The sequence below is a fragment of the Pseudomonas sp. TMB3-21 genome (assembly GCF_054898145.1).
The window spans coordinates 3,779,406-3,804,519 of the sequence record NZ_CM142718.1 but is presented as its reverse complement, the minus strand read 5'-3'; the positions used below and the strand labels follow the sequence as shown (position 1 = coordinate 3,804,519).

Here is a 25,114-nt window from a genome sequence, read left to right as displayed (position 1 = left end):
CCGCGCACCGCGCCGGCTCTGCTCTGGCGAATCATCTCTCACAACGCCTTGGCCCAATCGCGCAGCAGGTACTTCTGAATCTTGCCGGTCGAGGTTTTCGGCAACTCGCGGAACACCACGGTTTTAGGCAACTTGAAACCGGCCAGATGCTCACGACAGAACAGAATAATGTCAGCCTCACAAGTGACTGCGCTGTCGACCTTGAGGGTGATGAAGGCACACGGCGTTTCCCCCCATTTCTCGTCCGGGCGGGCGACCACCGCCGCTTCCAGCACAGCCGGATGGCGATAGAGAACATCCTCGACCTCGATGGTGGAAATATTCTCGCCACCGGAAATGATGATGTCTTTGAGTCGGTCCTTGATTTCGACGTAGCCATCCGGGTGACGGACCGCCAGGTCGCCGGTGTGAAACCAGCCCCCTGCGAAGACCTCGCGGGTCGCTTCCGGGTTCTTCAGGTAACCCTTCATCACCGTGTTGCCGCGCATGAAGATTTCGCCAATGGTGACCCCGTCGCTCGCCACCGGTTGCAGTGTTTGCGGATCGGCCACCATCAAACCTTCCAGCGTCGGATAACGCACACCCTGACGCGACTTGATCCGGGCGCGCTCATCGAGCGGTTTTTCATCCCACTCGCCATGCCATGCGCACACCGTCACCGGCCCGTAGACCTCGGTGAGCCCATACACATGAGTGACCTTGATGCCCATTTCCTCCACCGCGCCAATCACTTTCGCCGGCGGTGCTGCACCGGCCACCATGGCATCGACCGGATGCTCGATAGGCACCTTGGCCCCATCCGGCAGATTCACCAGCGCGTTGAGGACGATGGGCGCGCCGCACAGGTGGCTGACCCGGTGTTCACGAATCAACGCGAGAATGTGCAGCGGCTCGACGCGGCGCAGAAACACGTGGGTACCTGCAAGCGCTGTAACCGTCCACGGATAACACCAGCCGTTGCAGTGGAACATCGGCAACGTCCACAAATACACCGGGTGATTGCCCATCGCCCAGGTCATCTGGTTGCCGAGCGCATTCAGGTAGGCGCCGCGATGATGGTAGATCACGCCCTTCGGATTGCCGGTGGTGCCCGAGGTGTAATTGAGCGAGATGGCTTGCCACTCGTCATCGGGCCATTGCCAGGCGAATTGCGGATCGCCCTCGGCGAGTAACGCTTCATAGTCCAGATCGCTGAGCACGCTGCCTTCGCCGTACTCCGGATCGTCCACGTCGATCACCCACGGCGGATTTTCCAGCAGCGTCAGCGCCGCGCTAACTACGCTGTGAAATTCGCGATCGGCGAACAGCACTTTGGCCTCGCCGTGTTCGAGCATGAACGCAATCGCTTGCGCATCCAGACGCACATTGAGGGTATTAAGCACTGCGCCGATCATGGGCACGGCAAAGTGCGCTTCAAGCATCGCCGGAATGTTCGGCAGCATCACCGCCACCGTGTCGCCTTTTTTGATGCCGCGTCTGCTGAGTGCGCTGGCAAGGCGCCGACAACGCTCGTAGGTGTCCCGCCAGTTGCGGCGCAGCGAGCCGTGAATCACGGCGGGATAATCGCCGTAAACCGAGGCCGTGCGCTCAATGAAGCTCAGCGGCGAGAGCGCCATGTGATTGACCGGCAACGGCGCCAGGTGCTGTTCGAAAATAGACATGAGTTTTTCCTGTGGGGAGGTTGCCGGCCAAGCGCTCTGCGCCGGCAAAATCCCGTGGCTGATTGTTAGCTCTGTTCAGGCACGCTTAGTGTTTGTTCAAGTGTTCTGACGTTTACGCTGGAACGCCCGCCATGTCATCGCCCAATGTTGCGGATCGTCCATGTTGGCGCCTTTCAAGCGATGAATCGCCTGGTTGTGCGGCGACGTTTTGACGATATCCGGATTGGAATAGGCCTCGTCGGAAATCTGCGCCAGTACCGCGATCCAGGTGTCCAGCGCCTCCTTGCCATACATCTCGCCCGGCTCCGGGGTAAAGGGCTCTTCCACCAGCCACGGGTGATGGCTGCTCCACATCGGGTCGATGCCGAAATCACTCATGCGATTCTGCACGTCGTGCACATCCACGCCGGTTTCTTCCTTGAGTTGCTGCAGGCTGTAGCGGGTCATTTCCAGGCGCGGGCTGGTGGCATCCGGGTGTGAGCGGGTCACGCCACGAATGGCCAGCAGGCCTTTTTCCATGTAGTTGTTGGCCAGCACCGAGATGTCCGAGGCTTCAGCCATGCCCTCTGCGCCCATCGCGCGGGACCATGCGTAGGCTTTAAGGATCACCGGCACGTTGCCCCAGAACTCGCGGATCTTGCCGCAGCTTTGCGGACGGTCATGATCAAGGCTGTAGCGCTCACCATCAAACGCCACCACCGGTGCCGGCAGAAAAGGCGCCAGCTCGGCGGAGCAGCCATAAGCCCCGACAGCCGGCCCGCCCACGCCACTTTTCGGCGCGCCGAAGGTTTTGTGCAGCATGAACATGCAGGCGTCAAAGCCGAGTTCACGGGCGCGGATTTTGGTCATCGCGCCATTGAAGTTGGCGTGATCGTAGAAGCACAAACCGCCCGCCTCGTGCACCAGCCGCACCCATTCGCGAATCTCGGGGTTGTAGACGCCCATGTCGTCGGGGTTATTCACCATCAACGCCGCGGTGCGACTGGACACGGCCGCCTTCAGTGACTCGAGCGATGGATAGCCGTTTTCTTCAATCATCAGCGTGATGACCTTGAAGCCGGCCGCCGCTGCCGTTGCTGCGCTGCTTGGGTGAGTCTGGATGGTCGTGATGATTTCGTTGCGCTGTTCCAGTTCACCGCGCGAAGCATGGTAAGCGCGGGTTACCGCACAGCTGGTATACGCCGCATCCGCACCGCCGCCGGCCTGGAAAATAAACTGATCCATGCCGGACAATTCGCGAAGAATCGTGTCCATGCTATGGACGATTTCAAGCGCGCCCTGCAGGGTAGACTCGTCCTGATAGGGATGGACTTCAGTTATCTCGGGACGCCAGGCCATCGCTTCGTTTATCTGCGCGTTGTACTTCATCGTGCAGGTCCCGAACAGGCTGATGCCCATCATGCCCAATGTCTGTTGCGACAGACGCAGGTAGTGATAGAGCACCTCGGGTTCGGACATTTCCGGCAAGGCCGGTTTTTTGTCGCGACGCATCGATACCGGCACCAGTCCGTCTACGCTGCCGACGGCCGTTTGCACGTCTTCCTCAACATCGGAAAAAATCAGCCCGCGACGGCCCGGATAGCCCATTTCCATGATGACCGGCTCGCTCCAGACCGGAGCATGGTATTCCCTGAGTGTGGTGCTCATTGTGCGATTACCTCTTTGAGTGCGTCGGCCAGACGCTCAAGATCGGCCTGGGTGTGAACCTCGGTGACGCAGTAAAGTGCGCTGGCGCCAAGCTCCGGGAAGTCCCGGGTTAGGTTTTTGCCGCCGAAGATCCCGAGGTCGAGCAGGCGCTTGTTGATGTCTGCCACGGAGTGCCCGGTGGCATCGAAATTCACTACGAATTCCTTGAAGAAACCCGACGGGAAGGTCACCCGCACGCCGGGAATCTGCCCGAGCAGTTTTGCCGCGTAATGCGCCCGTTGCAGGATCACGCCGCCGACATCTTCGAAACCTTGTGGCCCCATCATCGCCATGTACACCGCATTGGCGATGGCCCACATGTACACCGAGTGGCCGGTCCAGTCGTTGCCCTTGTCGCGCAAGCCATAGGACGATTGTTCGAACAGGCTCAGGCCAAATCCGTATTCACCCGGCTTGGTGGTGGGCGCGATGCTGATGAACAGCGTCGGGTATTGATGGGCGTAGCGCTCTTCATCCCGGGAGGCGATGAAACCACTGACGCCGCCCCCGCAGTTCATGTGCACACCCAGTGGCTGCGTAGTGCCGACCACAATATCCGCGCCGAAATCGATGGGTGCCGCGAGCACGCCGAGGGAAATCGGGTCGACCCCGACAATTACTTCGGCGCCCGCAGCGTGCGCAATAGCGGCAATTTCCGCGCCCTGATGTTCGATGACACCGAGGTACGACGGCGTTTCGAAATAGACCGCTGCGGTGTTCGCGCCGACGGTCGCGCGCAGATGATTCAGATCGATCACGCCGGTGGCCGGATCGTAATCGACGAGCCGTACGGTGATGTGGCTGGGCATCTCGACGGGTTCGCAGTAATTGCGAATGACCGAGAGCCGCTCCGGATCGATGGCGCGCACCACGGCGACCTCGTTGCGGCCATTGATGCGCGTGGCCATGCGGATCGCATGCCCGGCGGCGCAACCCCAACTGCGCACCGGCAGGCCGACCAGGTCCATGTTGAGCAACTCGCCGAGCTGGCTGCAGAATTCAAACCAGGCCTGATTGCGCCCGTGGTCGGAACTCGGCTCGCCGAACACCGACGTCAGCCATTCATTGCGCCGCACCACTTCGTCGCAGGCGGCGGGCACATGGTGTTGCCAACTGCCGGCGCCGAGAAAGTTGAGGTATTGCTCGGTGGTCTTGTTCTTCGACAGGATGCTCAACAGGTGCCGACGAAGCTGACTCTCGTTGAGCGCCGGCGGCAAATTGATTGGTCGCTTGAGACGATGCTCGGCAGGAATCTGCTGGAACAACTGCTCGATGCTGTCCACACCGATCGAGTCGAGCATTTCCTGTTGGATTGCGGGAACGGAATTCGCCATGTAGGGATGGGCGACATGAAGACTCATGGGGTTAACCTCGTTTGAGTTCAGGTGGGACGGCTGATCAGGATGTAACCTTGAAGAAAACCGACCGGTCAGGTCCGGTGTGCACGCGCCTGTAGCCGGCGAGCATGGCGTCGACTTCGGCATCGCCGGTGTCGACGCGCAAACACCCGGCTTCCAGGGAAAGAAGCTTTTCGACGGTGGTGATCACGATGATGTTGTCCGCGCCTGTGCGGCGGATGATCTCGGCGCTGATCTGCTGATTGCCGCGGCCGAAGAGGCTGCCATGGCCACCGAGCACGCCGACGATGATCCGCGCCTCACGCCCCGCCATCAGTTGCAGGATTTCGTGCTCGTTGAGGTCAGCGCCGACGCGTACGCCGTTCAGCACCGCGTCCACGCCCAGCAGCGTGGAAGGAAGACCGAGGGCTGACATGACCCGCCGCGTCGTGGTGCCAGGCCCGACGATGTACAGGCAGCCTGTGCGCATCTCGCGGACGATCTGCCGGCTCGCAGCATCGAGCGTGGCGTTTTCGCCAGGCCCGGAACCGGCCTTGGCGTTTTGCACCAGGTGACGTTCATAGGGGCTGCGGGCGTAGCCGTACAGCCGCGTCGACACCTGATCGTTGCGGATCGCCGCCTCGTCGATGTCCATCACTTCGGCTTCGCGCGAGCGCAGCGAACCGGCACCGGCGATGAATCGCGAGGCCAGATGCCCGGCGTTCTCCGGGGTCGTGCCAAACACCGCCGAGTACATTTTCACGCCGGTGGGAATGCCGAGGATCGGCACGCGGTCGTTGACCATGCCGAGCACATCGCGCGCCGTGCCATCGCCACCGGCAAACAACAGCAGATCGACCGAGGCGCGCAGCATGGCGCGGGCGGCATTGCGCGTGTCTTCCGGCAGGCTGCAGCCGCTGCGTGTGCGGTACACCACGATCGGCTCAAGGCCGGCGGCGCGCGCCACGTCCTCGCCCAGTTCGCCGGAGCCGGTAACAAGGTGGAATGGCGTGCTTGAAGCAGCCAGTCGTTTCAGCGCCTGCAACGCACGCTCGCTGGAAAGCGGCCGCGCACCGCGTCTTTTTGCCTCTTCCAGAACACCGGCACCATCGGTGCCTTTCAAGCCGACCCGCCCGCCCATACCGGCGATGGGGTTGACGATAAGCCCGATGGTTATGCGCGTGTGCATGTGCTGAATTCCTCTGCTGAATGCGGCTCGGCGGACCGAATCACGCCTGTGGCGGCAAATTGCATACGCCGCGTATGTCGGCTATATTAGGACATGCATCGCGTATGTCAACTGGCATACGTCGCGTATGACACTAATTTTTGAGGATGACGTTCTGATGGCACAGAAGCGCGCGGACATGATTTTGGAAACTCGCGGCAAGCTGATAAGGGCTGCGCGAGAGGCCTTTGCGGCGAAGGGATATGCAGACAGTTCGATGGACGAACTGACGGCTGAAGCGGGTCTGACGCGGGGTGCCCTCTACCACCACTTCGGTGGCAAGAAAGGCTTGCTGGAAGCGGTGATCGCGCAGATTGACGGGGAAATGATTGAACGCCTGAGTGTGATCATCAATGAGGCCAGCTCGACGTGGGAAGGTTTTATCGACGAGTCCATCGCCTATATCGAAATGGCGCTCGAACCGGAATTCCAGCGCATCGTGCTGCTTGACGGGCCCGCGGTACTGGGCGACCCAGCCGGCTGGTCGAGCCAGAACGCGTGCATGCAAAGCACTCAGCGCAGCCTCCAGAAACTGATCGACGAAGGCACGGTGCACGCAGTGGATGCAGAGGCGATGTCGCGTCTGATCATGGGCTCGTTGCTCGGTGCTTCGTTATGGATTGCCAATGCCGACGACCCCCAGTCCGCGTCGCGCAAGGCAGTGGAGAGCTTCGTGACACTGGCTTCGGGGTTGCTGCTGGACAGCGGGAAGAAAGGCGGGGTGAAGAAAAGTTGAAACTTCGTGTCTCACGAACATAGCCCAGCACCGACGCGTATTACGCCTGCATCAACTACAGTGGAATGACTCTGCACAAAGCCAATAAAAGACGGAGCCTTTCCCATGCGAGTGATCAACCGCCTCACCCTTCTGGCCGCTGCTGCCGCATTGGCCGTGACGACCGCCGCACACGCCGCCCCGGTGTTTATCAACATACTCACCGGCGGCACCAGTGGGGTTTATTACCCGATTGGTGTCGGCCTGTCGCAGATCTACGGCGACGGCATTCCCGGGGTCAAGACGTCAGTGCAGGCCACCAAGGCCTCGGTAGAGAACCTCAACCTGTTGCAAGCCGGTCGCGGTGAGTTGGCGCTGGCGTTGGCCGACTCGGTGGCAGATGCAAAAAACGGGGTGGAAGACGCCGGGTTTAAGGCGCCGCTGACCAAACTTCGCGCCATCGGCGGCGCGTACCCCAACTACATCCAGATCGTGGCCAGTCAGGAGTCAGGGATCAAGACGCTGGCGGACCTCAAGGGCAAGACGATCTCGGTCGGCGCGCCGAAGTCCGGCACCGAGCTCAATGCGCGGGCCATTTTCAAAGCGGCAGGCCTGACCTATGAAGACATGGGCAAGGTGCAATACCTGCCGTTCGCCGAGTCCGTCGAGCTGATCAAGAACCGCCAGCTGGACGCGACTCTGCAGTCGTCCGGTCTGGGCATGGCGGCCATTCGTGATCTGTCCTCGGTCATGCCGCTGAACTACGTTGCCGTACCAGCCGACGTCGTCAGCAAAATCGGCAACCCGGCGTACCAAAGCGCGATGATCCCCCCGAATACCTACGACGGCCAGCCCGAGGCGGTGCCGACGGTGGCGATCACCAATATCCTGGTGACCCGCGCCGATGTGCCGGATGACGTGGCGTATGAAATGACCAAACTGATGTTCGATAACCTCACGCGGCTGGGTAACGCTCATTCGGCAGCGAAAGACATCAAGCTGGAGTCCGCGAGCAAAAACCTGCCAATCCCGCTGCATCCTGGCGCCGAACGGTACTACAAGGAAAAAGCTGCGCTGTGATGGCGCGTGGCGCAGCGGCATACCCTGCCCCTGCCCCTGCGCCCGCGCATCACCCTTCTTTGCATTGTGATCATGAGGCAGGCAGTTAATGAGTGAAGATCAGCACGGTATTCCGGCGAACCCGCGGGACTGGCCAAAAACCCTGTTTTACGTGGCGCTGGCGTTTTCAGTCTTTCAGATCGTGACCGCTGCGTTTTCGCCGGTGTCCAGCCAGGTGTTGCGCGCCGTGCACGTGGGCTTCCTGCTGTGGGTGGTGTTTTTGAGCTACCCCGCCTACGGCAGAAGTCGGCCGTGGCAACCGCTGGCCTGGCTGCTGAGTCTGGCCGCTATCAGCACCGCGATTTATCAATGGGTGTTCGAGGCGGACCTGATCCAGCGCTCAGGCGACCTGACGCCCAGCGACATCGTCGTGGGGCTGGTCTTGATCATTCTGGTGTTCGAAGCAGCACGCCGGGTGATGGGCATCGCGTTGCCGATCATTTGCGGGCTGTTCCTCGCCTACGGTTTACTCGGTGAATTCTTGCCGGGCGAGTTGGCTCATCGGGGTTACGGCTTCGATCAGATCATCAATCAGCTGTCATTTGGCACCGAGGGTTTGTACGGCACGCCGACGTACGTGTCGGCCACTTATATTTTTCTGTTCATCCTGTTCGGTTCATTTCTCGAGCAAGCCGGGATGATCAAACTGTTCACCGATTTCGCCATGGGCATATTCGGCCACAAGCTCGGTGGCCCGGCGAAGGTCGCGGTGGTTTCATCGGCCTTGATGGGCACCATCACCGGGTCGGGGATTGCCAACGTCGTCACCACCGGGCAGTTCACCATTCCATTGATGAAGCGCTTCGGCTATCGCGCCGCATTTGCCGGTGGCGTCGAAGCGACGTCGAGCATGGGCAGCCAGATCATGCCGCCGGTCATGGGCGCGGTGGCGTTCATCATGGCCGAGACCATCAACGTGCCGTACGTCGAGGTAGCCAAAGCGGCATTGATCCCCGCGATGCTCTACTTCGGCTCGGTCTTCTGGATGGTCCACCTGGAAGCCAAACGCTCCAACCTCAAGGGCCTGCCGAAAGATCAATGCCCGAGTGCACTGGGGGCGATCAAGGAAAACTGGTACCTGCTGATCCCGCTGCTGGTCTTGGTCTATCTGCTGTTTTCCGGTCGCACACCACTGTTTTCGGGCATGGTCGGGCTGGCGCTGACGGCCATCGTGATCCTCGGTTCGGCGATCATTCTGAGAGTCTCCAGCTTCGCCTTGCGCTGCGCCTTCTGGGTGGCGCTAGGCGTGCTCTGCGTGGGTTTCTTCCAGCTCGGTATCGGGGTGATCTTCGCGGTCATCGCCGCGTTGGTGGTGGTCTGCTGGTTCATCAAGGGCGGTCGCGAGACGCTGGAAATCTGCCTGTTCGCGCTGGTTGACGGCGCACGTCACGCGGTGCCTGTGGGGATCGCCTGCGTGCTGGTCGGGACCATCATCGGCGTGGTGTCACTGACCGGCGTGGCGTCGACGTTCGCCGGTTACATATTGGCGATCGGGCGGGACAACCTGCTGCTGTCACTGATCCTGACGATGATCACCTGCCTGGTGCTGGGCATGGGCATTCCGACCATTCCAAACTACATCATCACCAGCTCCATTGCTGCGCCTGCACTGCTGGAACTGGGCGTGCCGCTGATCGTTTCGCACATGTTCGTGTTTTATTTCGGCATCCTTGCCGACCTGACGCCGCCGGTAGCGCTGGCCTGCTTTGCCGCCGCGCCCATCGCCAGGGAGTCAGGTTTCAAGATCAGCCTGTGGGCGGTGCGGATTGCCCTGGCCGGGTTCGTCATCCCGTTCATGGCTGTCTACAACCCGGCGCTGATGATGCAAGGCGACAGCCTTTGGATGACTGCCTACATGCTGATCAAGACTGTCTTGGCAGTCGGCTTGTGGGGCATGGCGTCCACCGGTTTTCTGCAACAGAAGATGCCGATGTGGGAACGCTTGGCAAGCTTCGCTGCGGGCGCCTTGCTGGTGGTCGCACTGCCGCTCACCGACGAGATCGGTTTCGCGCTCGGCGCGCTGATCATCGCCCAGCACCTGTGGCGCTCGCGACACACCCGGCTGGCACAGGCATGATCGGTGTGTGCCTGGGCCTGGCGGGAGTGGTTTGGGCTCAGCTTCCCATCGTCAATTTCACCCTGGCGTGGGATCACACCGTCGAAAAGATCCGCTGGGAGGAAGACTACCGCGTCACCGCACAAGGGCTGGTGCTGGGTGAAGCGCGGGTGCGGGGAAATGGCGCGGGCATGGAAATCCCTGCAGAGGCACGCTTGGTCGACGGTAGCTGGCACTACCGTCGGGCGTTGCCGCCGTTGCCATCGTTGCACCTAGGCAGGACACCGGAAGCGGGCGATTACCAGCTGTGTTTCGACGGCAGCTGTCACCCGTTCAGCAAATGGATTGGCGCTCCGGACAGTGGCCAGCCGTCCGTACAGCTGTGGGGCTGCGAGATTGCCGCTCTGCACTGAACAGAGCGACAGACGACTCAGCGATTGTTGCGCAGGATGGAAAAATTAAGCGCTGCAGCCACCGATAGCCAGGCAAGGTAAGGAAACAGGATCAGCCCGGTCACCAGATCAAAACGCAACGCCATCACCACCATATACGCTACCACCAGCCACAGAAGCACGAGGATCATCAGGGCGGCAAAGATCTGGTGCGCGCCGAAAAACACTGGTGTCCAAAGCGTGTTTAGGGCGATCTGCGCCGCCCATAATGCCAACAGCAACTGGCTGCCGGGTAACAGCGTCAAGCGATAGCCGACCCAGGCTAGCAGCAGATAAATGATCGTCCAGGCCACCGGAAACAGCCAGTTGGGTGGCGTGAAGCCGGGCTTCTTCAGCTCGTTGTACCATTGGCCGGGTTTGAACAGGATGCCGGTGCTCGCCGCGGCACCGCAGGCTATAAGAAAAATGAAAAAGGTCATCGTCCGTCCTTAGCTGAGGCCAGCTGTCTGAGGTTGGTAAGCCATGTTGGCAGTCTCAGGGTTGGACGTCAGGCGAAGCAAAAAGTCGCCCGCCAAAAAAGTTTTCTCGGTCGATCGTGGATACACAGGGCACAGCTTGCGGGCACCACCCGGTCAGACCCGCTTTTCCACACCGTTGAAACGCGCTTCAAAATCCTGCGCCAACTGCTCCAGCGTAACGCTGCCCAAACGCGCGATCAGCAGCGCCTGAGCGGCATCGAATGCGTCGGTGAGCGCCGCATTCACCGCTTGTTCCACCAGACATTCGGGGTGGTCAGTGGACAGGCCAATGGCGAACAGCGAAGACGAACCCAGCGCCTGGTGAATATCCAGCAAGGTTATTTGCGTCAACGGTTTGGCCAGGGTCCAGCCGCCGCGATGGCCCTTCTCCGAACGAACATAGCCCTCCTCCTTGAGCAACGCCATGGTCCGGCGCACCACCACCGGGTTGGTGCCGAGCATCTGCGCAATGGTGTCGGAAGTGGCGGGCTGATCGTGACGTGCGATGTGAATCAGCACGTGAAGCATCCGTGACAGGCGAGTGTCGGTTCTCATAGACGACGAATCCGGGCAAATAGATGCGCCGAGTATGAATCGCTACATCGAAAGTTACGAGACCATTGACAGCCTGCTTTCACGTAACTTACGGTGTGTCGAGAATTTATCGAGCGCTCTTGAAGAGCACGGAGTGGTCATCATGGTCTACGACATCATCATCGTTGGCGGCAGTTATGCCGGAATTTCCGCAGGCCTGCAGGTGGCGCGCGCACGTCGCAAAGTGCTGGTGATCGACGGCGGACAGCGACGCAATCGCTTCGCCCACCATTCCCACGGTTTCCTTGGACAGGACGGGCGAGACCCGGCCTTGATCGCCAGCGATGCGCGCACGCAGTTACTGGCGTATCCCAACGTTGAATGGATTCTCGAGTTGGCGGTGCGGGCGGTCAAGCGTGGCAATGAATTTGAGATCATCCTCGCCGATGGCCAGTCGTTCGCCGGTCGACGGCTGATCCTGGCGACGGGCGTGACCGACGAATTACCGGCCACTCCTGGTTTGGCGGAGCGCTGGGGCCAATCGGTATTCCACTGCCCGTATTGTCACGGGTACGAGTTGAATCAAGATCCAATCGGTGTTCTCGCGACCGGTCCGCTGTCCATGCACCACGCCCTGATGCTGCCCGACTGGGGGCCGACTACGCTGCTGCTTAATGAAGCGTTCGAGCCGGACGCCGAGCAGTTGGCCAGCCTGCAACGACGCGGCGTGGCCCTGGAGCGCGACTCGGTGAAATCCCTGAGCGGGCACGCCGACGTGACGTTGAGCAGCGGCAGAATCTTGCCACTGGCGGGGGTGTTCGTACTGCCGCGTTGCCACATGGCGGCGCCACTGGCCGAACAACTGGGCTGTGAGTTCGAACCTGGCCCAATGGGCGATTTCATCAAGGTCGACGCGATGCGTGAAACCAGTGTGACGGGCGTGTTTGCCTGCGGTGATGCGGCTGTGGCGGCGGGAAATATCGCCATAGCAGTCGGTGACGGAGCGCGCACCGGCGGCGCGGCTCATCAATCGTTGATTTTTCGCTGATTGAAGGGCTGCTGGAACCGATCCGGTTGAACCTCCGCCACGCACGCGGGCTCAGAAAACTATTCACCGGAGAACCTTATGACCCAGACAGCATTGATCGTGGGCGCCAGCGGCATCGTTGGCAGCGCCATCACCCAGTTACTCATCGACAATAAATGGCAGGTTGCAGCGCTTTCCCGTAACCCCGCCCCGGCACCGGGAGTGATTCCAGTGGCTGCGGACCTGCAGGATCCGTCGTCGTTGAAGCAAGCGCTGGCGGATTTGAAACCGACCCATGTGTTCATCACCACGTGGTCGCGGCAAGCCACGGAAGCGGACAACATCCGCGTCAACGGCGCTATGGTGCGCAACGTCCTCGACGCGGTTCGCCCGGCGCAAAGTGTTCAGCATGTAGCGCTGGTAACCGGCTTGAAGCACTACCTGGGGCCCTTCGAAGCGTATGGCAAAGGCAGCCTGCCGCAAACTCCGTTCCGCGAAGAACAGGGTCGTCTGGACATCGAAAATTTCTATTACGTCCAGGAAGACGAAGTGTTCGCCGCCGCCGAAAAGGACGGCTTCACCTGGAGCGTGCACCGGCCTCATACCGTCACGGGTGTCGCCGTGGGCAACGCGATGAACATGGCAACCACCCTCGCCGTCTACGCCAGCGTCTGCAAACACACCGGCCGTCCGTTTGTGTTTCCTGGCTCCCGTGTGCAATGGGAGAGCCTCACCGACATGACCGATGCCCGGCAACTGGCGGCGCAACAACTATGGGCCGCCACCACACCCGAAGCGGCCAACCAGGCCTTCAACGTCACCAATGGTGATGTGTTCCGCTGGAAATGGATGTGGGGCCGAATCGCCGATTACTTCGGGGTGCAGCCCGCCGATTTCCCCGCAACCGTCTCGCCACTGGAGATACAGATGGCGGATGACCAAGCTGACTGGCAGCAGATCGTTGCTGAACATGGGCTGAAAGAATCGGATATCAGCCGACTGACTTCACCATGGCACACCGACGCAGATCTGGGTCGCCCGATCGAGGTGGTCACCGACATGTCGAAAAGCAGGGCCATGGGCTTCACTGCCTATCAAGCGAGCGATCAAGCGTTTTTCGACGTGTTCGAGAAATTGCGCGAGTCTCGCCTGATTCCCTGATCGTTCAACAAAATGGCGATCTGAGTCACCCGCCATGACCTCGATCCGGACAGCTCCTGCGGTGCAAACCTGCACTGCGGGTTGCACTATCCAGATTGATCGATTAGCACCACTTCTTGTATGACAACACATCAAACAGCTACGACGAGTTATCGTTTCCGCCAACTGAAAAACCCTCACAGCAAACCCCTCTGGCAAGCCCCTCCTGTATTACACTCAATAAACACTGGCATAAATAACCATTACCGCCACATACCCCAGCCCCTTATGCAAAGAAACACGGCCTACCGCCGTTGCAGGGTAAAAAATCTACTTGTATGATGACTGACACCATAAACCCGCATAAAAATAATCAGTGGGAGTTTTGAATTGTGACCAATTCAAGCAATGCGTCTGTCGCTCCGGCAGAAGATTCAGTCCTGGCTCACGCCGTCCGTAAAGTGAAGAGACACGTACTCCCGCTTTTCGTCATCATGTTCATCCTCAACTACATCGACCGGGTCAATATCGGTTTCGTGCGCACGCACATGGAACATGACCTCGGTATCGGTGCAGCCGCGTACGGGCTGGGCGCAGGCCTGTTCTTCATCGGCTACGCCCTCTTCGAAGTACCGTCCAACATGCTGCTGCAAAAAGTCGGCGCTCGAATCTGGCTGACCCGCATCATGTTCACCTGGGGCATCGTCGCCACGATGATGGCGTTCATCCAGAACGAAACCCATTTCTACATCCTGCGCTTCCTGCTCGGCATTGCTGAAGCCGGCTTCTTCCCTGGCGTGATCTACTATTTCACCCGCTGGTTGCCAGGCGTAGAACGCGGTAAAGCCATCGCGATTTTCCTCAGCGGCTCGGCCATTGCATCGCTGATTTCCGGCCCGCTGTCGGGTGTTCTGCTGCAGATCGACGGCTTCGGCTTCAAGGGCTGGCAGTGGATGTTCGCCATCGAAGGTCTGGCCTCGGTGTTTCTGGGCTTCTTCGTGTGGTTCTGGCTCGACTCCAAACCTCATGACGCCAAGTGGCTGAGCCGCGAAGAGCAGGATGCGCTGGTAGACGCCATCGACCAGGAACAGCGCGACCGTGAAGCGCTGACCACGGTCAAACCCACGATCGGCAAGTTGCTCAGAGATCGGCAGATCGTGCTGTTCTGCGCGCTGTACTTCTGCATCCAGTTGACGATCTATGCCGCGACGTTCTGGCTGCCGAGCATCATCAAGAAAATGGGCGACCTGAGCGACATCCAGGTCGGCTTTTTCAACTCGATTCCGTGGCTGATTTCCATCATTGCGATGTACAGCTTCGCGGCGTTGTCCGGCAAGTTCAAATTCCAACAGGCCTGGGTTGCCACTGCCTTATTGATCGCCGCTGCGGGGATGTTCCTCTCGACCACCGGCGGGCCAATTTTTGCCTTCGTCGCCATCTGCTTCGCCGCGATCGGTTTCAAATCGGCATCGTCGCTGTTCTGGCCGATTCCTCAGGGCTACCTGGATGCACGGATTGCTGCGGCCGTGATCGCCTTGATCAACTCGGTCGGCAACCTCGGCGGCTTCGTCGCGCCGACGACTTTCGGTTTTCTCGAGCAGACCACCGGCTCGATTCAGGGCGGTCTATACGGCCTGGCCGGCACGTCGATACTGGCCGCGATCCTGGTTTTTTTCGCCAGGACCTCGCCTAAATCATCGTCCTTGCTGTCCCCGCCGATCGCCGCAGCCCCCACAGTGACCGTCAGCAAATCTCACTGACTTTTATTGATCGCTGAACGAACTCATTTGCAGGAATTTGCCATGAACGCTGAACACGCTGCCAACACCACCAAGTCACCGGTTATCACCAGTTTTCAAGTCGTCCCCGTCGCCGGTCACGACAGCATGTTGCTGAACCTGAGCGGCGCCCACGGGCCGTTCTTTACCCGCAATATCGTCATTCTCAAAGACAGCGCCGGCAATACCGGCGTGGGTGAAGTGCCGGGTGGCGAGCGGATTCGCGAAACCCTTGAAGACGCTCGCGGTTTGGTAATTGGCCAGCCGATCGGTCAGTACCAGCGCATCCTCAACCAGATGCGCACCACCTTTGCATCGCGTGACTCGGCCGGTCGCGGCCTGCAGACATTCGACCTTCGAATCACCATTCATGCGGTTACCGCAATGGAGGCCGCCCTGCTCGATCTGCTGGGTCAATTCCTTGAGGTTCCGGTCGCTGCGTTGCTGGGTGAAGGGCAGCAACGTGATGCAGTAAAAATGCTCGGTTATCTGTTTTACATCGGTGATCGCAACGTCACGGATCTGGCTTACCGCAACGAGTCGGATGCAGATAACGACTGGTTCCGCTTGCGTCACGAGAAAGCCATGACCGCTGAAGCCGTGGTGCGCCTGGCCGAAGCCGCAAAAGCCAAATACGGCTTCAACGATTTCAAGCTCAAAGGCGGCGTGCTGAGCGGCGATGCAGAAATCGAAGCCGTCACCGCACTGGCCAAACGCTTTCCCGATGCGCGCATTACGCTCGACCCGAATGGTGCCTGGTCGCTCAAAGAAGCCATCCGTTTGTGCCGCGACCAGCATCACGTGCTCGCCTACGCCGAAGATCCGTGTGGCGCGGAAAATGGTTATTCGGGTCGTGAAGTCATGGCCGAATTCCGTCGCGCCACCGGCCTGAAAACCGCGACCAACATGATCGCTACCGACTGGCGCGAAATGGGCCACGCGATCCAGCTGCAATCGGTCGACATCCCGCTTGCCGATCCGCACTTCTGGACCATGCAGGGCTCAGTCCGGGTGGCTCAGATGTGTCATGAATGGGGCCTGACCTGGGGCTCTCACTCCAACAACCACTTCGATATTTCCCTGGCCATGTTCACTCAAGTGGCGGCCGCTGCACCGGGCGAAATCACCGCGATCGACACGCACTGGATCTGGCAGGACGGCCAGCACCTGACCAAGGAACCGCTGAAAATCGAAGGGGGTTACGTCAAAGTGCCAACCAAACACGGTCTGGGCGTAGACATCGACATGGACGCCGTGGCGAAGGCACACGAGTTGTACAAAGGCATGGGACTCGGCGCTCGCGATGACAGTGTAGCGATGCAGTTCTTGATTCCAGGCTGGAGCTTCAACAACAAGCAGCCTTGTCTGGTGCGCTGATTTCTCGCCGGGCCTATGACTTAAAGCTGACCAAGGTGCGCTGGAGATGCTCGGCCGGCGCCCCTTCAAGCAATACCCCTCAGAAAGTTCGCTGACGGTGTACCATTGCGGGACACCATCAGAAGTCCTTCCCCCATGCCTACGGAAAGCGAAGAGGGTCGTCAGATAGCCGCTGCCCTTACGCAGCGGATAGGTGACACCTCTGACATCGCAAAGATTGCTAACGCCGTCGTTGCTACGCTGCAAGACATGAACGCAGCCCTTGCGCCGATTATTGGCGAGCGAGGGGTTGTGGCTCTTTTTCGTCGCAGCTTTATCGTCTGCAGTAAAAATCCGCGTCTGGCTGGTATGTATGATTCCCTTCTGCCGGCCATGACCCTGGCGGAACTCAAAATAGTTCTCCTGAAGCAAAGCGCAGGCAATGCGCTTTACCTGGGGGAGAACCTTCTTACCTCTCTGTACCAATTGCTAACCACTTTGATAGGGCCGTCACTGACGGCCAAATTGCTCCGTAGTGTGTTGCACACTTCTTCAAGCGACACCCCTGCGCAGGATATTTCGTCATGACCACGAAAGTGACAATCAACCGCCTGGCCACCGGCGTCCCTGGGCTGGACGACGTATTGGGTGGCGGATTACCTGAGTTTTCCTTCAATCTCATCGCTGGGCCACCGGGCTGTGGCAAAACCACCCTGGCGCATCAGATGATGTTTTCCCTGGCGACCCCTGAGCGCCCAGCATTGTTCTTCACCGTACTGGGTGAACCGCCATTGAAAATGCTGCGATATCAGCAGCAGTTCGACTTTTTTGATGATGAAGCGATCAACAAATCGATTCGTTACATCAATCTGGTCGACGATACCCTCGCCGGCAATCTGGACGAAGTGTTGCGGCGCATCGTCAGCGAAGTGGAAGCCCATTCGCCGTCCCTGGTGTTTGTCGATTCATTCCGTTCTGTGGTCCTGGCCAGCCAGACCCAGACCAACCCGAACAACAACTTGCCTCAGTTCGTGCAGCAACTGGGCATGCTGATGACCACGTGGCAGGCAACGACGTTCCTGATCGGCGAATACTTCACCGAAACCGATACCAACCCGATCTTCACCGTGGCTGACGGCTTGATCTGGCTGAGGCAGAGTGTCTATCGCAACTCGATGGTGCGCAAAATGGAAATCATGAAGATGCGCGGCCAGCCTACGGTGCCCGGTCTGCATACGTTTCGGATTGAAACCTCAGGGATCAAGGTGTTCTCGCCGGCCGTCATGCCGGGTCAGAACGCCGTTGAACTGCATACGACGGAGTCCTCCGCGCGGTTGAAGATGGGTGTGCCCCGCCTCGATGAAATGCTCGGTGGCGGGCTGCCGCGGGGTTATTCGCTGCTGGTTGCAGGGCCTTCCGGTTCGGGCAAAAGCATACTGGCTGCTTCCTTCCTCGAAGAAGGTGCAAAAAACGGCGAGACGGGTGTTGTCGCCGTTTTTGAGCAGCGTCCCGATCACTTGCGGAATGCCACCTTCAAAAAATTGATTGCAGATGGCCATGTAGCGCTGATAGACAGCCATGCGCCAGACCTGTCGATCGCTGAAATCGTCCATATGCTGTTGAAAGAGATCAAGCGACTGAACGCCACACGAGTCGTCATTGACTCGCTCTCCGGGTTCGAACTGGCACTTGCGCCCACTTTCCAGGAAGACTTCCGTCAATCATTGGCGTGGATGGTGAGCACGTTGACCAGCGCCGGGGCCACCGTGCTGATGACCTCGGAGCTGGAAGATCGCTATAACGATTTGCGATTCAGTCCTTATGGCACCGCCTTCCTGACCGATGCCATCATCGTACAGCGCTATATCGAGGTGGAAAGCCGACTGCTTCGCATCATGGCGGTGGTCAAGGTGCGCGCCAGTGCGCATTCCGATGAGTTGCGGGTTTACAACATTGATAGCAACGGATTGCAAATTGGCGACAGACTTCCTGAACAAGAAGGCCTGCTCGGTGGTCGACCTACCAGACAACGATTGGTGCACGACAAACCCTGAGGTGGCTATGGTCGATTCAATTCATGATTAAGGCGGATGGCAACAACGAGACGGAGCTCGCCAAGGCTGCTCTTGAGCTGCATCTGCTCGGCCAACAGGTCGAGGATAGACGCGCCACCCTCTCATCGCTGCAAAGCGAACTGGATGAGGCTCGTAAGCTGCTCAGCGACAGCCAGCACCTGGAAAACCTGATTGAAGCCAATCAACAACTGGTGCTGCGCATCCTTGGCCAGTCCGAAGCCTCCCCTCCCGTGCAGCCAGACTTATCGGTTGTACAGGAGCTGCGAAAAGCTAATCAAGAATTGACCACCGCCGCATTAAGGGCCCAGCAAATGCAGGCTTCGGCGGAGCTGGCTGTTGTTCAACAAAAGAGCATTCTCGCGATGGTTGCCCATGAACTTCGCAATCCACTGACCCCGATCAGCATGATTGCCGAACGCATGACCCGCCTTCCAAGCGGAGACCTGCCCGGGATGCGCGCGCTGATTGAAGGGAAGGTTCAGCACATTTCGCGAATGATCGAAGATTTGCTGGATGTCTCGCGGGCCAGTACGGGCAAGCTGAACATCCATTGCCGTGATGTCGATGTAGTGCAAGTCGTTCGCGAGGCCGCCACTGCGTGCATGCCGATGATGGCGGCGCAGAACCTGAATTTCAGCGTATACCTGCCCAAATGCGTCCTCTTGGTGAAAGGCGATCCAATTCGCCTGAATCAGATCCTCAACAACGTTCTGACTAACGCCGCCAAGTACACCCCGGAGCGAGGCTCTGTTGATCTGAAGGTCACGGCGGATGCCGGGACGGTCAGTATTCGCGTTACTGACAGTGGCATCGGCATATCTCCAGAGATACTGCCCACGATCTTTGATCCGTTCGTCCGGGATGTCACCGCCCAGGCAGTCAACAGATCAGGACTCGGACTGGGCTTGGCGGTCACCCGACAGCTCGTCGAAGCCCACGACGGTGAGGTTATCTGTAGGAGTGAAGGAGCCGGAAAAGGTAGCGAGTTCATTGTGACGCTGCCGTTGTTGACTTATGGCGCCACGACGTATGAGTGGTGATTACACTGCCGAGGGCGGGAAACACGTTAGCACTCGGCCCAGCTTCGATTGGAGTACCGGACGATGACATCCACGGAACAGCTGATTGAGTGGAACGCGCAATGGAGGCTTGTCAACGGCTCTATCACTTGCAGAGCGTGCCAGGCAGAACAGAAGGAGGCTGAAAAGGGCACGGCGTTCGTTCACGCGCCAGGGTGTGGTAATGCCTGTCGGGAAATCAATCCAGGAAAAGCGCTGGATGATATCGCTGCCTCTTTTACATGATGTGCGCTGTGCGAGAAGCCCCCGGAAACATGCAGCGACAGCGCTTGATCAGCGTTTAATCGCTGCAGCCTCAATCCCTCCATCCTGACGTCCATAGTTTCTCCCGCCGCATGAAGCGCACGCAAGTGGCGCCCCTGCGCATGTGAAAATTTTGTTAACTAACTGACTCGTCTATCTTTCTTCAGGTGTAACGATCTGAGACACTAATGCGAATTATTATTAGATGCGCTTGCATTCGATTCGTTTTGGTATCGCTTGGGGAATCAGATTGATGTCGTTTTACACCACAAACCGCCGTTGCAACCTCTCTCCCAGTCTGTTGGCATTGGCCATCGGCATGGCAAGCATTCCGCTAGCTTCAGCGGATGAGACGCCGCCCGCTGTTAAAGACGCTCCATCCAGCACTCTGGAGCTGGGCGCGACCGAAATCAGCGCCACCGGCTTGGGCAGCACCACCGAAGATACCGGTTCCTACACCACAGGCCCCATGCAGACCGCTACCAAGCTGCCACTGACCATGCGCGAAACGCCTCAAGCGGTCACCGTGATTACGCGTCAGCGCATGGACGATCAAGCGATGACCAGCATCAATGATGTGGTGAGGGGCACGCCGGGGCTGTTCCTCAGCCAGGCGAGTGGACCGGGTCGACAGACGTACAGCTCGCGCGGTTTCGACATCGACAACATCATGTATGACGGGCTGCCCAGCTCTTACCAGCCCTACACGATGCCCGTACAGCCGAACCTGGCAATGTTTGACCGCGTCGAAATCATTCGCGGCGCAACCGGTCTGGTGACCGGCGCCGGCAATCCTTCGGCCGCCATCAACATGGTGCGCAAGCGCCCCACGGCCGACCAGCAAGTGACCCTCACGGGCGCCGCCGGCAGTTGGGATGATTATCGCGGTGTGTTCGATGCGTCGAGCCCGCTGAACGAAAGCGGCACGTTGCGCGGTCGTGTGGTGGGCTCCTATCAGGGCGCCGACAGTTTTCGCGACAAGGAAGAAAACGATCACGGTCTGTTCTACGCCATCGGCGAAGCCGATCTGAGTGACAGCACCATGGCAACCCTGGGCTTTTCGCGCCAGAACGAGCAGACCAACTATTTCTGGGGCGGCTTGCCGATTGGCACCGACGGCCACCACCTGGACCTGCCCCGCTCCACCTACCCGGGCACGGATTGGGAAAACAAGAAGCTGCAGATCGATACCGTGTTCGGTGAAGTGGAGCATCGTTTCAACAACGACTGGAAGCTGCACGCCGCGGCCTCGGCTTCGACACTGGACGGTGAATTCTCCGGCACTTACCAGTCACGCTACGCAGGACCGCTGGAAACCACGGCCTATCAATCGCATCACACCGACAAACAAAACGCGCTGGACGTCTATGCCAGCGGCCCGGTCGAAGCTTTCGGCCGCACCCACGAAGTGGTCGTCGGCGCCAGCAACCGCGCTTACGATGCCACCACCAAAGAGTACAGCCCGTACACCACGGCGTGGCCGATCGGTGCGCCGAAGCCGGACTTTGTGCGTAGCGGCAAAACCCACAACGTCACCACTCAGGACGCCGTTTACCTCACGACCCGTCTGAGCCTGGCCGATCCGCTGACGCTGATTCTCGGCAGTCGCCTGGACTGGTACGACTACGACGACCGCTCCGGCGACGGCGACTTCAAAGTTACCCGCAACCTGACGCGTTACGCCGGCCTGATCTACAAACTCGACGACCACCACTCCGTTTACGCCAGTTACACCGACATCTTCACCCCACAAACTTCAAAGGACATTTCCGGCAAGCTGTTGGAGCCGATTGTCGGCGAGAACTATGAAGTCGGCATCAAAGGCGAATACTTCGACGGCGCACTCAATGCCAGCCTCGCGGTGTTCCAGATCGACCAGAAAAACCGCGCTTCGCTGGCGGACAGTCAGCTCGGTTGCCCGGTCATGACCTGCTACGAGACGTCCGGCAAAGTTCGCAGCCAAGGCCTGGACCTGGAACTGCAAGGCGCCCTCAGCGAGAACTGGCAAGTGGGTGCCGGCTACACCTACACCCGCGCGCACTACATCAAAGACGAAAACCCGGAAAACAAGAATCAGCGTTTCGACACCGACACGCCTGAGCATCTTTTGAAAGTCTCGACGGTGTATCGCCTGCAGGGGCCACTGGAGAAATTCCGCATTGGCGGCAACGTCTATTGGCAGAGCCGGATGTACAACGACGTGCCGCTCACCGCTGGCAGCTATCGCCTCGAGCAGGGCAGCTACGCCGTTACTGACTTGATGGCAGGCTACGAAGTCAACAAACACCTCGACCTGCAAGTCAACGCCAACAATGTGTTCGACCGGGTCTACTACTCCTCGATCGGCTACAACACCACTTGGGGCTCTACCGACAATTACGGCACGCCACGCAGCTACATGCTGACGGCCAAATACAAATTTTGAGTCGGTAATACGCAACGAACCGTTGCCGGAGACGCCACGCATGTCTTCAGCAACGGTCGCTCCAGCTGACGATGTCGACTACGTGGCCGCTGGTTTCGCGCAAATTTCTTGAACTAAAAGGTTGGTACCGTCCGTCTCGACCGGCACTAATAAACGAAATTCCGCCGGTTTCTGTACCTCACAGCTTATGCACGCGCTAACACCCGCAGTGGTGATTGCGCATTTAGCCTGCATGAGGAATGACCCAATGTTTTTACATAACAAACGCCTTCAGTACACCGTGCGAGTTGCGCAACCCAACCCGGGGCTGGCAAACCTGCTGCTTGAGCAATTTGGCGGTGCCAATGGTGAACTGGCAGCGGCAGCTCGCTATTTCACTCAGGCATTGGCGGAAGAAGATCCTGGTCGCAAAGACCTGTTGATGGATATTGCCACTGAAGAATTGAGCCACCTTGAAATTGTCGGTTCGATTATCGTGATGCTCAACCGAGGTGCCAAAGGGCAGTTGGCGGAAGGTGTGCAAGAGGAAGGTGAACTGTACCGGGCAATTAACGGCGCCGGTAACGACTCGCACATAACCAGCCTTCTGTACGGTGCAGGCGCACCACTGGTCAACTCCGCAGGCGTCCCATGGACGGCGGCTTACGTCGACTCGATTTCTGAACCTACTGCAGACTTTCGTTCAAATATCGCTGCAGAAGCACGGGCAAAAATCTTGTATGAACGCTTGATCAACGTGACCGATGATCCCGGCGTGAAAGAAGCACTGGGCTTCTTGATGACGCGAGAAATCGCGCACCAGAAGTCATTTGAAAAAGCGCTGCACGCCATTCAACCGAACTTCCCGCAAGGCAAGCTGCCCGGCGATCCGGCATTCACCAACAAGTACTTCAATATGTCAGGCGAGCCAAACGTGCGCGGCCCCTGGAACGAGGGTGCTGCGTGGGAATACGTTGAGAGCCCGGAGCCTGCCGTTGACGGCGGTGATGGCTCGGCTTCTGTGAATCTTTCCCGAGACGATGAAACTGTTCTGGAGGCGATGAAGATTCGCACTGCATCCGACCCGCTCAGCGAACCGGTTACAGGCGCAGATCTGGGATCAGGTTACGTGCAAGGCAAAGATGCTTGATTTGTGTTCAGCGACCTCCTCTGAGGTCGCACGACTTCAGGAGTGACGAGAATGGGACCCGATAACGGAACAGTGTCAGTTCAAGACCACTTCAACAAAGTGATGGACAGAGCCTTCGCTGGCTTTGAACACGATTGCAGACAAGCGTGCAGAGGACTCAAGGTTTACATGGCGGTGATTATCTTCGGGATAGGCACAACCCTGCCAAACGACCTGTCCGACCGTGAATAAGACCGAGTAGCGTGAATACGAAAATTCCTGGTGGAAATACCGCTAGCGCAGAAAGACTGAACGCTGGCCCCATAAACGTCTCGAAAAATTGAGCGTTCATTTTTCAATGCGTGGAGAACAGCATGAACCAGCGCAACCCTGACCCGTTAGAGCAGGTTTCAGAAACCGATAGAACCCATGAAGTCCCGACAAAAAAAGACAACTCGGATGTAGGCCTGACCGACGACGAGCGTGTCAGTCGCGAAGAATCTGAAGGTGATGGCGCACGCGTCAAACCCGGACCTGCTGACCTGGAAAGAGCTCCGATCCCCTAAGCTGGCCGTTTTGACTTGCCTGGAATGGAATTAGCCAGGGATGACATTTGAATACTGGAGTACTGCATGCGATCGCAAACCTCATTCATATTTGACCTCGACGGCACGCTGACTGACAGCGTCTATCAAAACGTCGCGGCCTGGAAAGAAGCACTCGATTCGGAAAATATTCCGCTCGCGATGTGGCGCATTCACCGGAAAATAGGCATGAGCGGCGGGTTGATGCTCAAGACGCTGTCCCGCGAAACCGGGCTGACGATCAGTCCGGAACAAGCGAAGAAGCTGAGCGAGAAACATGCGCAGGCCTATGAGGCTTTACAGGGTCAGATCATCGCGCTGCCCGGTGCAGTTGAGCTGCTGAACACGCTGACCGAGGAAGGCGTTCAGTGGTGCATTGCGACCAGCGGAGGCGTCGACACTGCGAGCATCAACTTGAAGGCCTTGAAGCTCAATGCCAAAGACATCAATCTCATCACCCGCGATGACGTCAAGTACGGCAAGCCAGACCCGGACCTCTTCCTCGCGGCCGCACAGAAAATGGATGTAGCAATAGAAGAATGCCTGGTCATCGGCGATGCGGTGTGGGACATGCTGGCCGCGAGGCGGTGCAAAGCGACCGGTATCGGGTTGCTTTCCGGTGGCTATGACCGCGGTGAGTTGGAGCGAGCAGGAGCGCTGAGGGTTTATGAAGATCCGCTGAGTTTGCTGCACCACCTGGATGAGGTGGCTTCGCGTCCCTGAATATGCACTGAGATTGCTGCATGGCCGAGTATTTGCGCGGCTGCGTTGCTGTGCGAGCTGATATCATGCAAGCGCTTACAAATTGGGTAGAGCGCTATGAATCGTCGTAAAAAAATACAGCAGTTATTAAAGGCGCACGCCAAAAAGGCCAGTGCCAAATTGGCACCGGCGAGCAAGTCCAAATACGTCAGCAAGGCTGACCGGCTGAAGCTGGCTGAGGAGTCCGTTGAGGGTACGGTCAACTCGTCCGACAGTTGATTCAAGCCGTCCTCAGGCCTACCTGCCAACTCTCATCACTGCGTGGTCAGCAGTAATAGTGAACAAACCACG

Annotated in this window: 22 protein-coding genes; 16 read left to right on the top strand and 6 right to left on the bottom strand. The window is 58.7% G+C overall.

Annotated elements, in window-relative coordinates:
- Nucleotides 1-38: 38 nt before the first annotated feature.
- The 4 genes from ACYZTS_RS17435 to ACYZTS_RS17420 all read right to left on the bottom strand — a co-directional run bounded on the left by ACYZTS_RS17435 (nucleotide 39) and on the right by ACYZTS_RS17420 (nucleotide 5,873).
- Nucleotides 39-1,661: an acyl-CoA synthetase gene (locus ACYZTS_RS17435; RefSeq protein WP_461990792.1), complete on the bottom strand. Its 1,623-nt coding sequence runs from the start codon at nucleotides 1,659-1,661 to the stop codon at nucleotides 39-41.
- Between the two features lie 96 nt (nucleotides 1,662-1,757).
- Complete coding sequence (gene gcvPB / locus ACYZTS_RS17430) at nucleotides 1,758-3,308, bottom strand: aminomethyl-transferring glycine dehydrogenase subunit GcvPB (RefSeq protein ID WP_461990790.1); 1,551 nt, start codon at nucleotides 3,306-3,308, stop codon at nucleotides 1,758-1,760.
- Nucleotides 3,305-4,708 (bottom strand): aminomethyl-transferring glycine dehydrogenase subunit GcvPA, encoded by a 1,404-nt coding sequence (gcvPA, locus tag ACYZTS_RS17425; RefSeq protein WP_461990788.1) that lies wholly within the window; start codon nucleotides 4,706-4,708, stop codon nucleotides 3,305-3,307. Before gcvPA ends, gcvPB begins: the two co-directional genes overlap by 4 nt.
- Before the next feature lie 37 nt (nucleotides 4,709-4,745).
- Nucleotides 4,746-5,873, bottom strand: coding sequence for an ATP-NAD kinase family protein (locus ACYZTS_RS17420; protein ID WP_461990786.1), 1,128 nt, complete (start codon nucleotides 5,871-5,873; stop codon nucleotides 4,746-4,748).
- A 157-nt stretch (nucleotides 5,874-6,030) separates the two neighbouring features.
- Here ACYZTS_RS17420 and ACYZTS_RS17415 point away from each other — a divergent pair, with 157 nt between their 5' ends.
- The 4 genes from ACYZTS_RS17415 to ACYZTS_RS17400 all read left to right on the top strand — a co-directional run bounded on the left by ACYZTS_RS17415 (nucleotide 6,031) and on the right by ACYZTS_RS17400 (nucleotide 10,215).
- On the top strand, nucleotides 6,031-6,648 hold the full coding sequence (locus ACYZTS_RS17415) for a TetR/AcrR family transcriptional regulator (protein WP_461990784.1): 618 nt from the start codon (nucleotides 6,031-6,033) through the stop codon (nucleotides 6,646-6,648).
- Between the two features lie 105 nt (nucleotides 6,649-6,753).
- Nucleotides 6,754-7,707: a TAXI family TRAP transporter solute-binding subunit gene (locus ACYZTS_RS17410; RefSeq protein ID WP_461990782.1), complete on the top strand. Its 954-nt coding sequence runs from the start codon at nucleotides 6,754-6,756 to the stop codon at nucleotides 7,705-7,707.
- Between the two features lie 88 nt (nucleotides 7,708-7,795).
- A complete protein-coding gene (locus ACYZTS_RS17405) occupies nucleotides 7,796-9,823 on the top strand; it encodes a TRAP transporter permease (RefSeq protein WP_461990780.1) in 2,028 nt (675 codons plus the stop codon).
- Nucleotides 9,820-10,215, top strand: coding sequence for a DUF1850 domain-containing protein (locus ACYZTS_RS17400; RefSeq protein ID WP_461990779.1), 396 nt, complete (start codon nucleotides 9,820-9,822; stop codon nucleotides 10,213-10,215). Before ACYZTS_RS17405 ends, ACYZTS_RS17400 begins: the two co-directional genes overlap by 4 nt.
- A 17-nt stretch (nucleotides 10,216-10,232) precedes the next feature.
- On the opposite strand, the gene tspO is transcribed toward ACYZTS_RS17400, so the two are convergent.
- Together tspO and ACYZTS_RS17390 are read right to left on the bottom strand one after the other, a co-directional pair.
- The gene (gene tspO, locus ACYZTS_RS17395) at nucleotides 10,233-10,673 is read right to left on the bottom strand and encodes a tryptophan-rich sensory protein TspO (RefSeq protein WP_028623208.1); all 441 of its coding nucleotides are present in this window, start codon (nucleotides 10,671-10,673) and stop codon (nucleotides 10,233-10,235) included.
- 153 nt (nucleotides 10,674-10,826) lie between these two features.
- The gene (locus tag ACYZTS_RS17390; RefSeq protein ID WP_461990777.1) at nucleotides 10,827-11,267 is read right to left on the bottom strand and encodes an Rrf2 family transcriptional regulator; all 441 of its coding nucleotides are present in this window, start codon (nucleotides 11,265-11,267) and stop codon (nucleotides 10,827-10,829) included.
- 142 nt (nucleotides 11,268-11,409) lie between these two features.
- Between ACYZTS_RS17390 and ACYZTS_RS17385 the strand changes: the two genes are divergently transcribed.
- The 12 genes from ACYZTS_RS17385 (at nucleotide 11,410) to ACYZTS_RS17330 (ending at nucleotide 25,042) form a co-directional block, all read left to right on the top strand.
- Entirely contained in the window at nucleotides 11,410-12,294 is an 885-nt protein-coding gene (locus tag ACYZTS_RS17385) for an NAD(P)/FAD-dependent oxidoreductase (RefSeq protein WP_461990775.1), read from the top strand.
- Between the two features lie 78 nt (nucleotides 12,295-12,372).
- On the top strand, nucleotides 12,373-13,434 hold the full coding sequence (locus tag ACYZTS_RS17380; protein ID WP_461990774.1) for an SDR family oxidoreductase: 1,062 nt from the start codon (nucleotides 12,373-12,375) through the stop codon (nucleotides 13,432-13,434).
- Between the two features lie 371 nt (nucleotides 13,435-13,805).
- Entirely contained in the window at nucleotides 13,806-15,173 is a 1,368-nt protein-coding gene (locus ACYZTS_RS17375; RefSeq protein ID WP_461990772.1) for an MFS transporter, read from the top strand.
- Nucleotides 15,174-15,215: 42 nt separating this feature from the next.
- Entirely contained in the window at nucleotides 15,216-16,568 is a 1,353-nt protein-coding gene (gudD, locus tag ACYZTS_RS17370; RefSeq protein ID WP_461990771.1) for a glucarate dehydratase, read from the top strand.
- A 135-nt stretch (nucleotides 16,569-16,703) separates the two neighbouring features.
- Nucleotides 16,704-17,135: a hypothetical protein gene (locus ACYZTS_RS17365; protein WP_461990769.1), complete on the top strand. Its 432-nt coding sequence runs from the start codon at nucleotides 16,704-16,706 to the stop codon at nucleotides 17,133-17,135.
- Complete coding sequence (locus ACYZTS_RS17360; RefSeq protein ID WP_028623201.1) at nucleotides 17,132-18,601, top strand: ATPase domain-containing protein; 1,470 nt, start codon at nucleotides 17,132-17,134, stop codon at nucleotides 18,599-18,601. Before ACYZTS_RS17365 ends, ACYZTS_RS17360 begins: the two co-directional genes overlap by 4 nt.
- A gap of 23 nt (nucleotides 18,602-18,624) precedes the next feature.
- Nucleotides 18,625-19,662, top strand: coding sequence for a sensor histidine kinase (locus ACYZTS_RS17355; protein WP_461990767.1), 1,038 nt, complete (start codon nucleotides 18,625-18,627; stop codon nucleotides 19,660-19,662).
- A 535-nt stretch (nucleotides 19,663-20,197) separates the two neighbouring features.
- A complete protein-coding gene (locus ACYZTS_RS17350; RefSeq protein WP_461990766.1) occupies nucleotides 20,198-22,369 on the top strand; it encodes a TonB-dependent siderophore receptor in 2,172 nt (723 codons plus the stop codon).
- Between the two features lie 247 nt (nucleotides 22,370-22,616).
- Nucleotides 22,617-23,498: a manganese catalase family protein gene (locus tag ACYZTS_RS17345; protein ID WP_461996465.1), complete on the top strand. Its 882-nt coding sequence runs from the start codon at nucleotides 22,617-22,619 to the stop codon at nucleotides 23,496-23,498.
- 353 nt (nucleotides 23,499-23,851) lie between these two features.
- On the top strand, nucleotides 23,852-24,043 hold the full coding sequence (locus ACYZTS_RS17340; protein ID WP_461990764.1) for a hypothetical protein: 192 nt from the start codon (nucleotides 23,852-23,854) through the stop codon (nucleotides 24,041-24,043).
- A 66-nt stretch (nucleotides 24,044-24,109) separates the two neighbouring features.
- Nucleotides 24,110-24,784, top strand: a complete 675-nt coding sequence (locus tag ACYZTS_RS17335) for an HAD family hydrolase (RefSeq protein ID WP_461990762.1) — start codon at nucleotides 24,110-24,112, stop codon at nucleotides 24,782-24,784.
- A 96-nt stretch (nucleotides 24,785-24,880) separates the two neighbouring features.
- Entirely contained in the window at nucleotides 24,881-25,042 is a 162-nt protein-coding gene (locus ACYZTS_RS17330; protein ID WP_461990760.1) for a DUF2986 domain-containing protein, read from the top strand.
- The last annotated feature ends 72 nt before the right edge of the window (nucleotides 25,043-25,114 follow it).

What these genes read in the sequence shown, in the direction of transcription:
- ACYZTS_RS17435 (WP_461990792.1), bottom strand. Translation starts at nt 1,661, where the DNA reads ATGTCTATTTTCGAACAGCACCTGGCGCCGTTGCCGGTCAATCACATG.
- gcvPB (WP_461990790.1), bottom strand. Translation starts at nt 3,308, where the DNA reads ATGAGCACCACACTCAGGGAATACCATGCTCCGGTCTGGAGCGAGCCG.
- gcvPA (WP_461990788.1), bottom strand. Translation starts at nt 4,708, where the DNA reads ATGAGTCTTCATGTCGCCCATCCCTACATGGCGAATTCCGTTCCCGCA.
- ACYZTS_RS17420 (WP_461990786.1), bottom strand. Translation starts at nt 5,873, where the DNA reads ATGCACACGCGCATAACCATCGGGCTTATCGTCAACCCCATCGCCGGT.
- ACYZTS_RS17415 (WP_461990784.1), top strand. Translation starts at nt 6,031, where the DNA reads ATGGCACAGAAGCGCGCGGACATGATTTTGGAAACTCGCGGCAAGCTG.
- ACYZTS_RS17410 (WP_461990782.1), top strand. Translation starts at nt 6,754, where the DNA reads ATGCGAGTGATCAACCGCCTCACCCTTCTGGCCGCTGCTGCCGCATTG.
- ACYZTS_RS17405 (WP_461990780.1), top strand. Translation starts at nt 7,796, where the DNA reads ATGAGTGAAGATCAGCACGGTATTCCGGCGAACCCGCGGGACTGGCCA.
- ACYZTS_RS17400 (WP_461990779.1), top strand. Translation starts at nt 9,820, where the DNA reads ATGATCGGTGTGTGCCTGGGCCTGGCGGGAGTGGTTTGGGCTCAGCTT.
- tspO (WP_028623208.1), bottom strand. Translation starts at nt 10,673, where the DNA reads ATGACCTTTTTCATTTTTCTTATAGCCTGCGGTGCCGCGGCGAGCACC.
- ACYZTS_RS17390 (WP_461990777.1), bottom strand. Translation starts at nt 11,267, where the DNA reads ATGAGAACCGACACTCGCCTGTCACGGATGCTTCACGTGCTGATTCAC.
- ACYZTS_RS17385 (WP_461990775.1), top strand. Translation starts at nt 11,410, where the DNA reads ATGGTCTACGACATCATCATCGTTGGCGGCAGTTATGCCGGAATTTCC.
- ACYZTS_RS17380 (WP_461990774.1), top strand. Translation starts at nt 12,373, where the DNA reads ATGACCCAGACAGCATTGATCGTGGGCGCCAGCGGCATCGTTGGCAGC.
- gudD (WP_461990771.1), top strand. Translation starts at nt 15,216, where the DNA reads ATGAACGCTGAACACGCTGCCAACACCACCAAGTCACCGGTTATCACC.
- ACYZTS_RS17365 (WP_461990769.1), top strand. Translation starts at nt 16,704, where the DNA reads ATGCCTACGGAAAGCGAAGAGGGTCGTCAGATAGCCGCTGCCCTTACG.
- ACYZTS_RS17360 (WP_028623201.1), top strand. Translation starts at nt 17,132, where the DNA reads ATGACCACGAAAGTGACAATCAACCGCCTGGCCACCGGCGTCCCTGGG.
- ACYZTS_RS17355 (WP_461990767.1), top strand. Translation starts at nt 18,625, where the DNA reads ATGATTAAGGCGGATGGCAACAACGAGACGGAGCTCGCCAAGGCTGCT.
- ACYZTS_RS17350 (WP_461990766.1), top strand. Translation starts at nt 20,198, where the DNA reads ATGTCGTTTTACACCACAAACCGCCGTTGCAACCTCTCTCCCAGTCTG.
- ACYZTS_RS17345 (WP_461996465.1), top strand. Translation starts at nt 22,617, where the DNA reads ATGTTTTTACATAACAAACGCCTTCAGTACACCGTGCGAGTTGCGCAA.
- ACYZTS_RS17340 (WP_461990764.1), top strand. Translation starts at nt 23,852, where the DNA reads ATGAACCAGCGCAACCCTGACCCGTTAGAGCAGGTTTCAGAAACCGAT.
- ACYZTS_RS17335 (WP_461990762.1), top strand. Translation starts at nt 24,110, where the DNA reads ATGCGATCGCAAACCTCATTCATATTTGACCTCGACGGCACGCTGACT.
- ACYZTS_RS17330 (WP_461990760.1), top strand. Translation starts at nt 24,881, where the DNA reads ATGAATCGTCGTAAAAAAATACAGCAGTTATTAAAGGCGCACGCCAAA.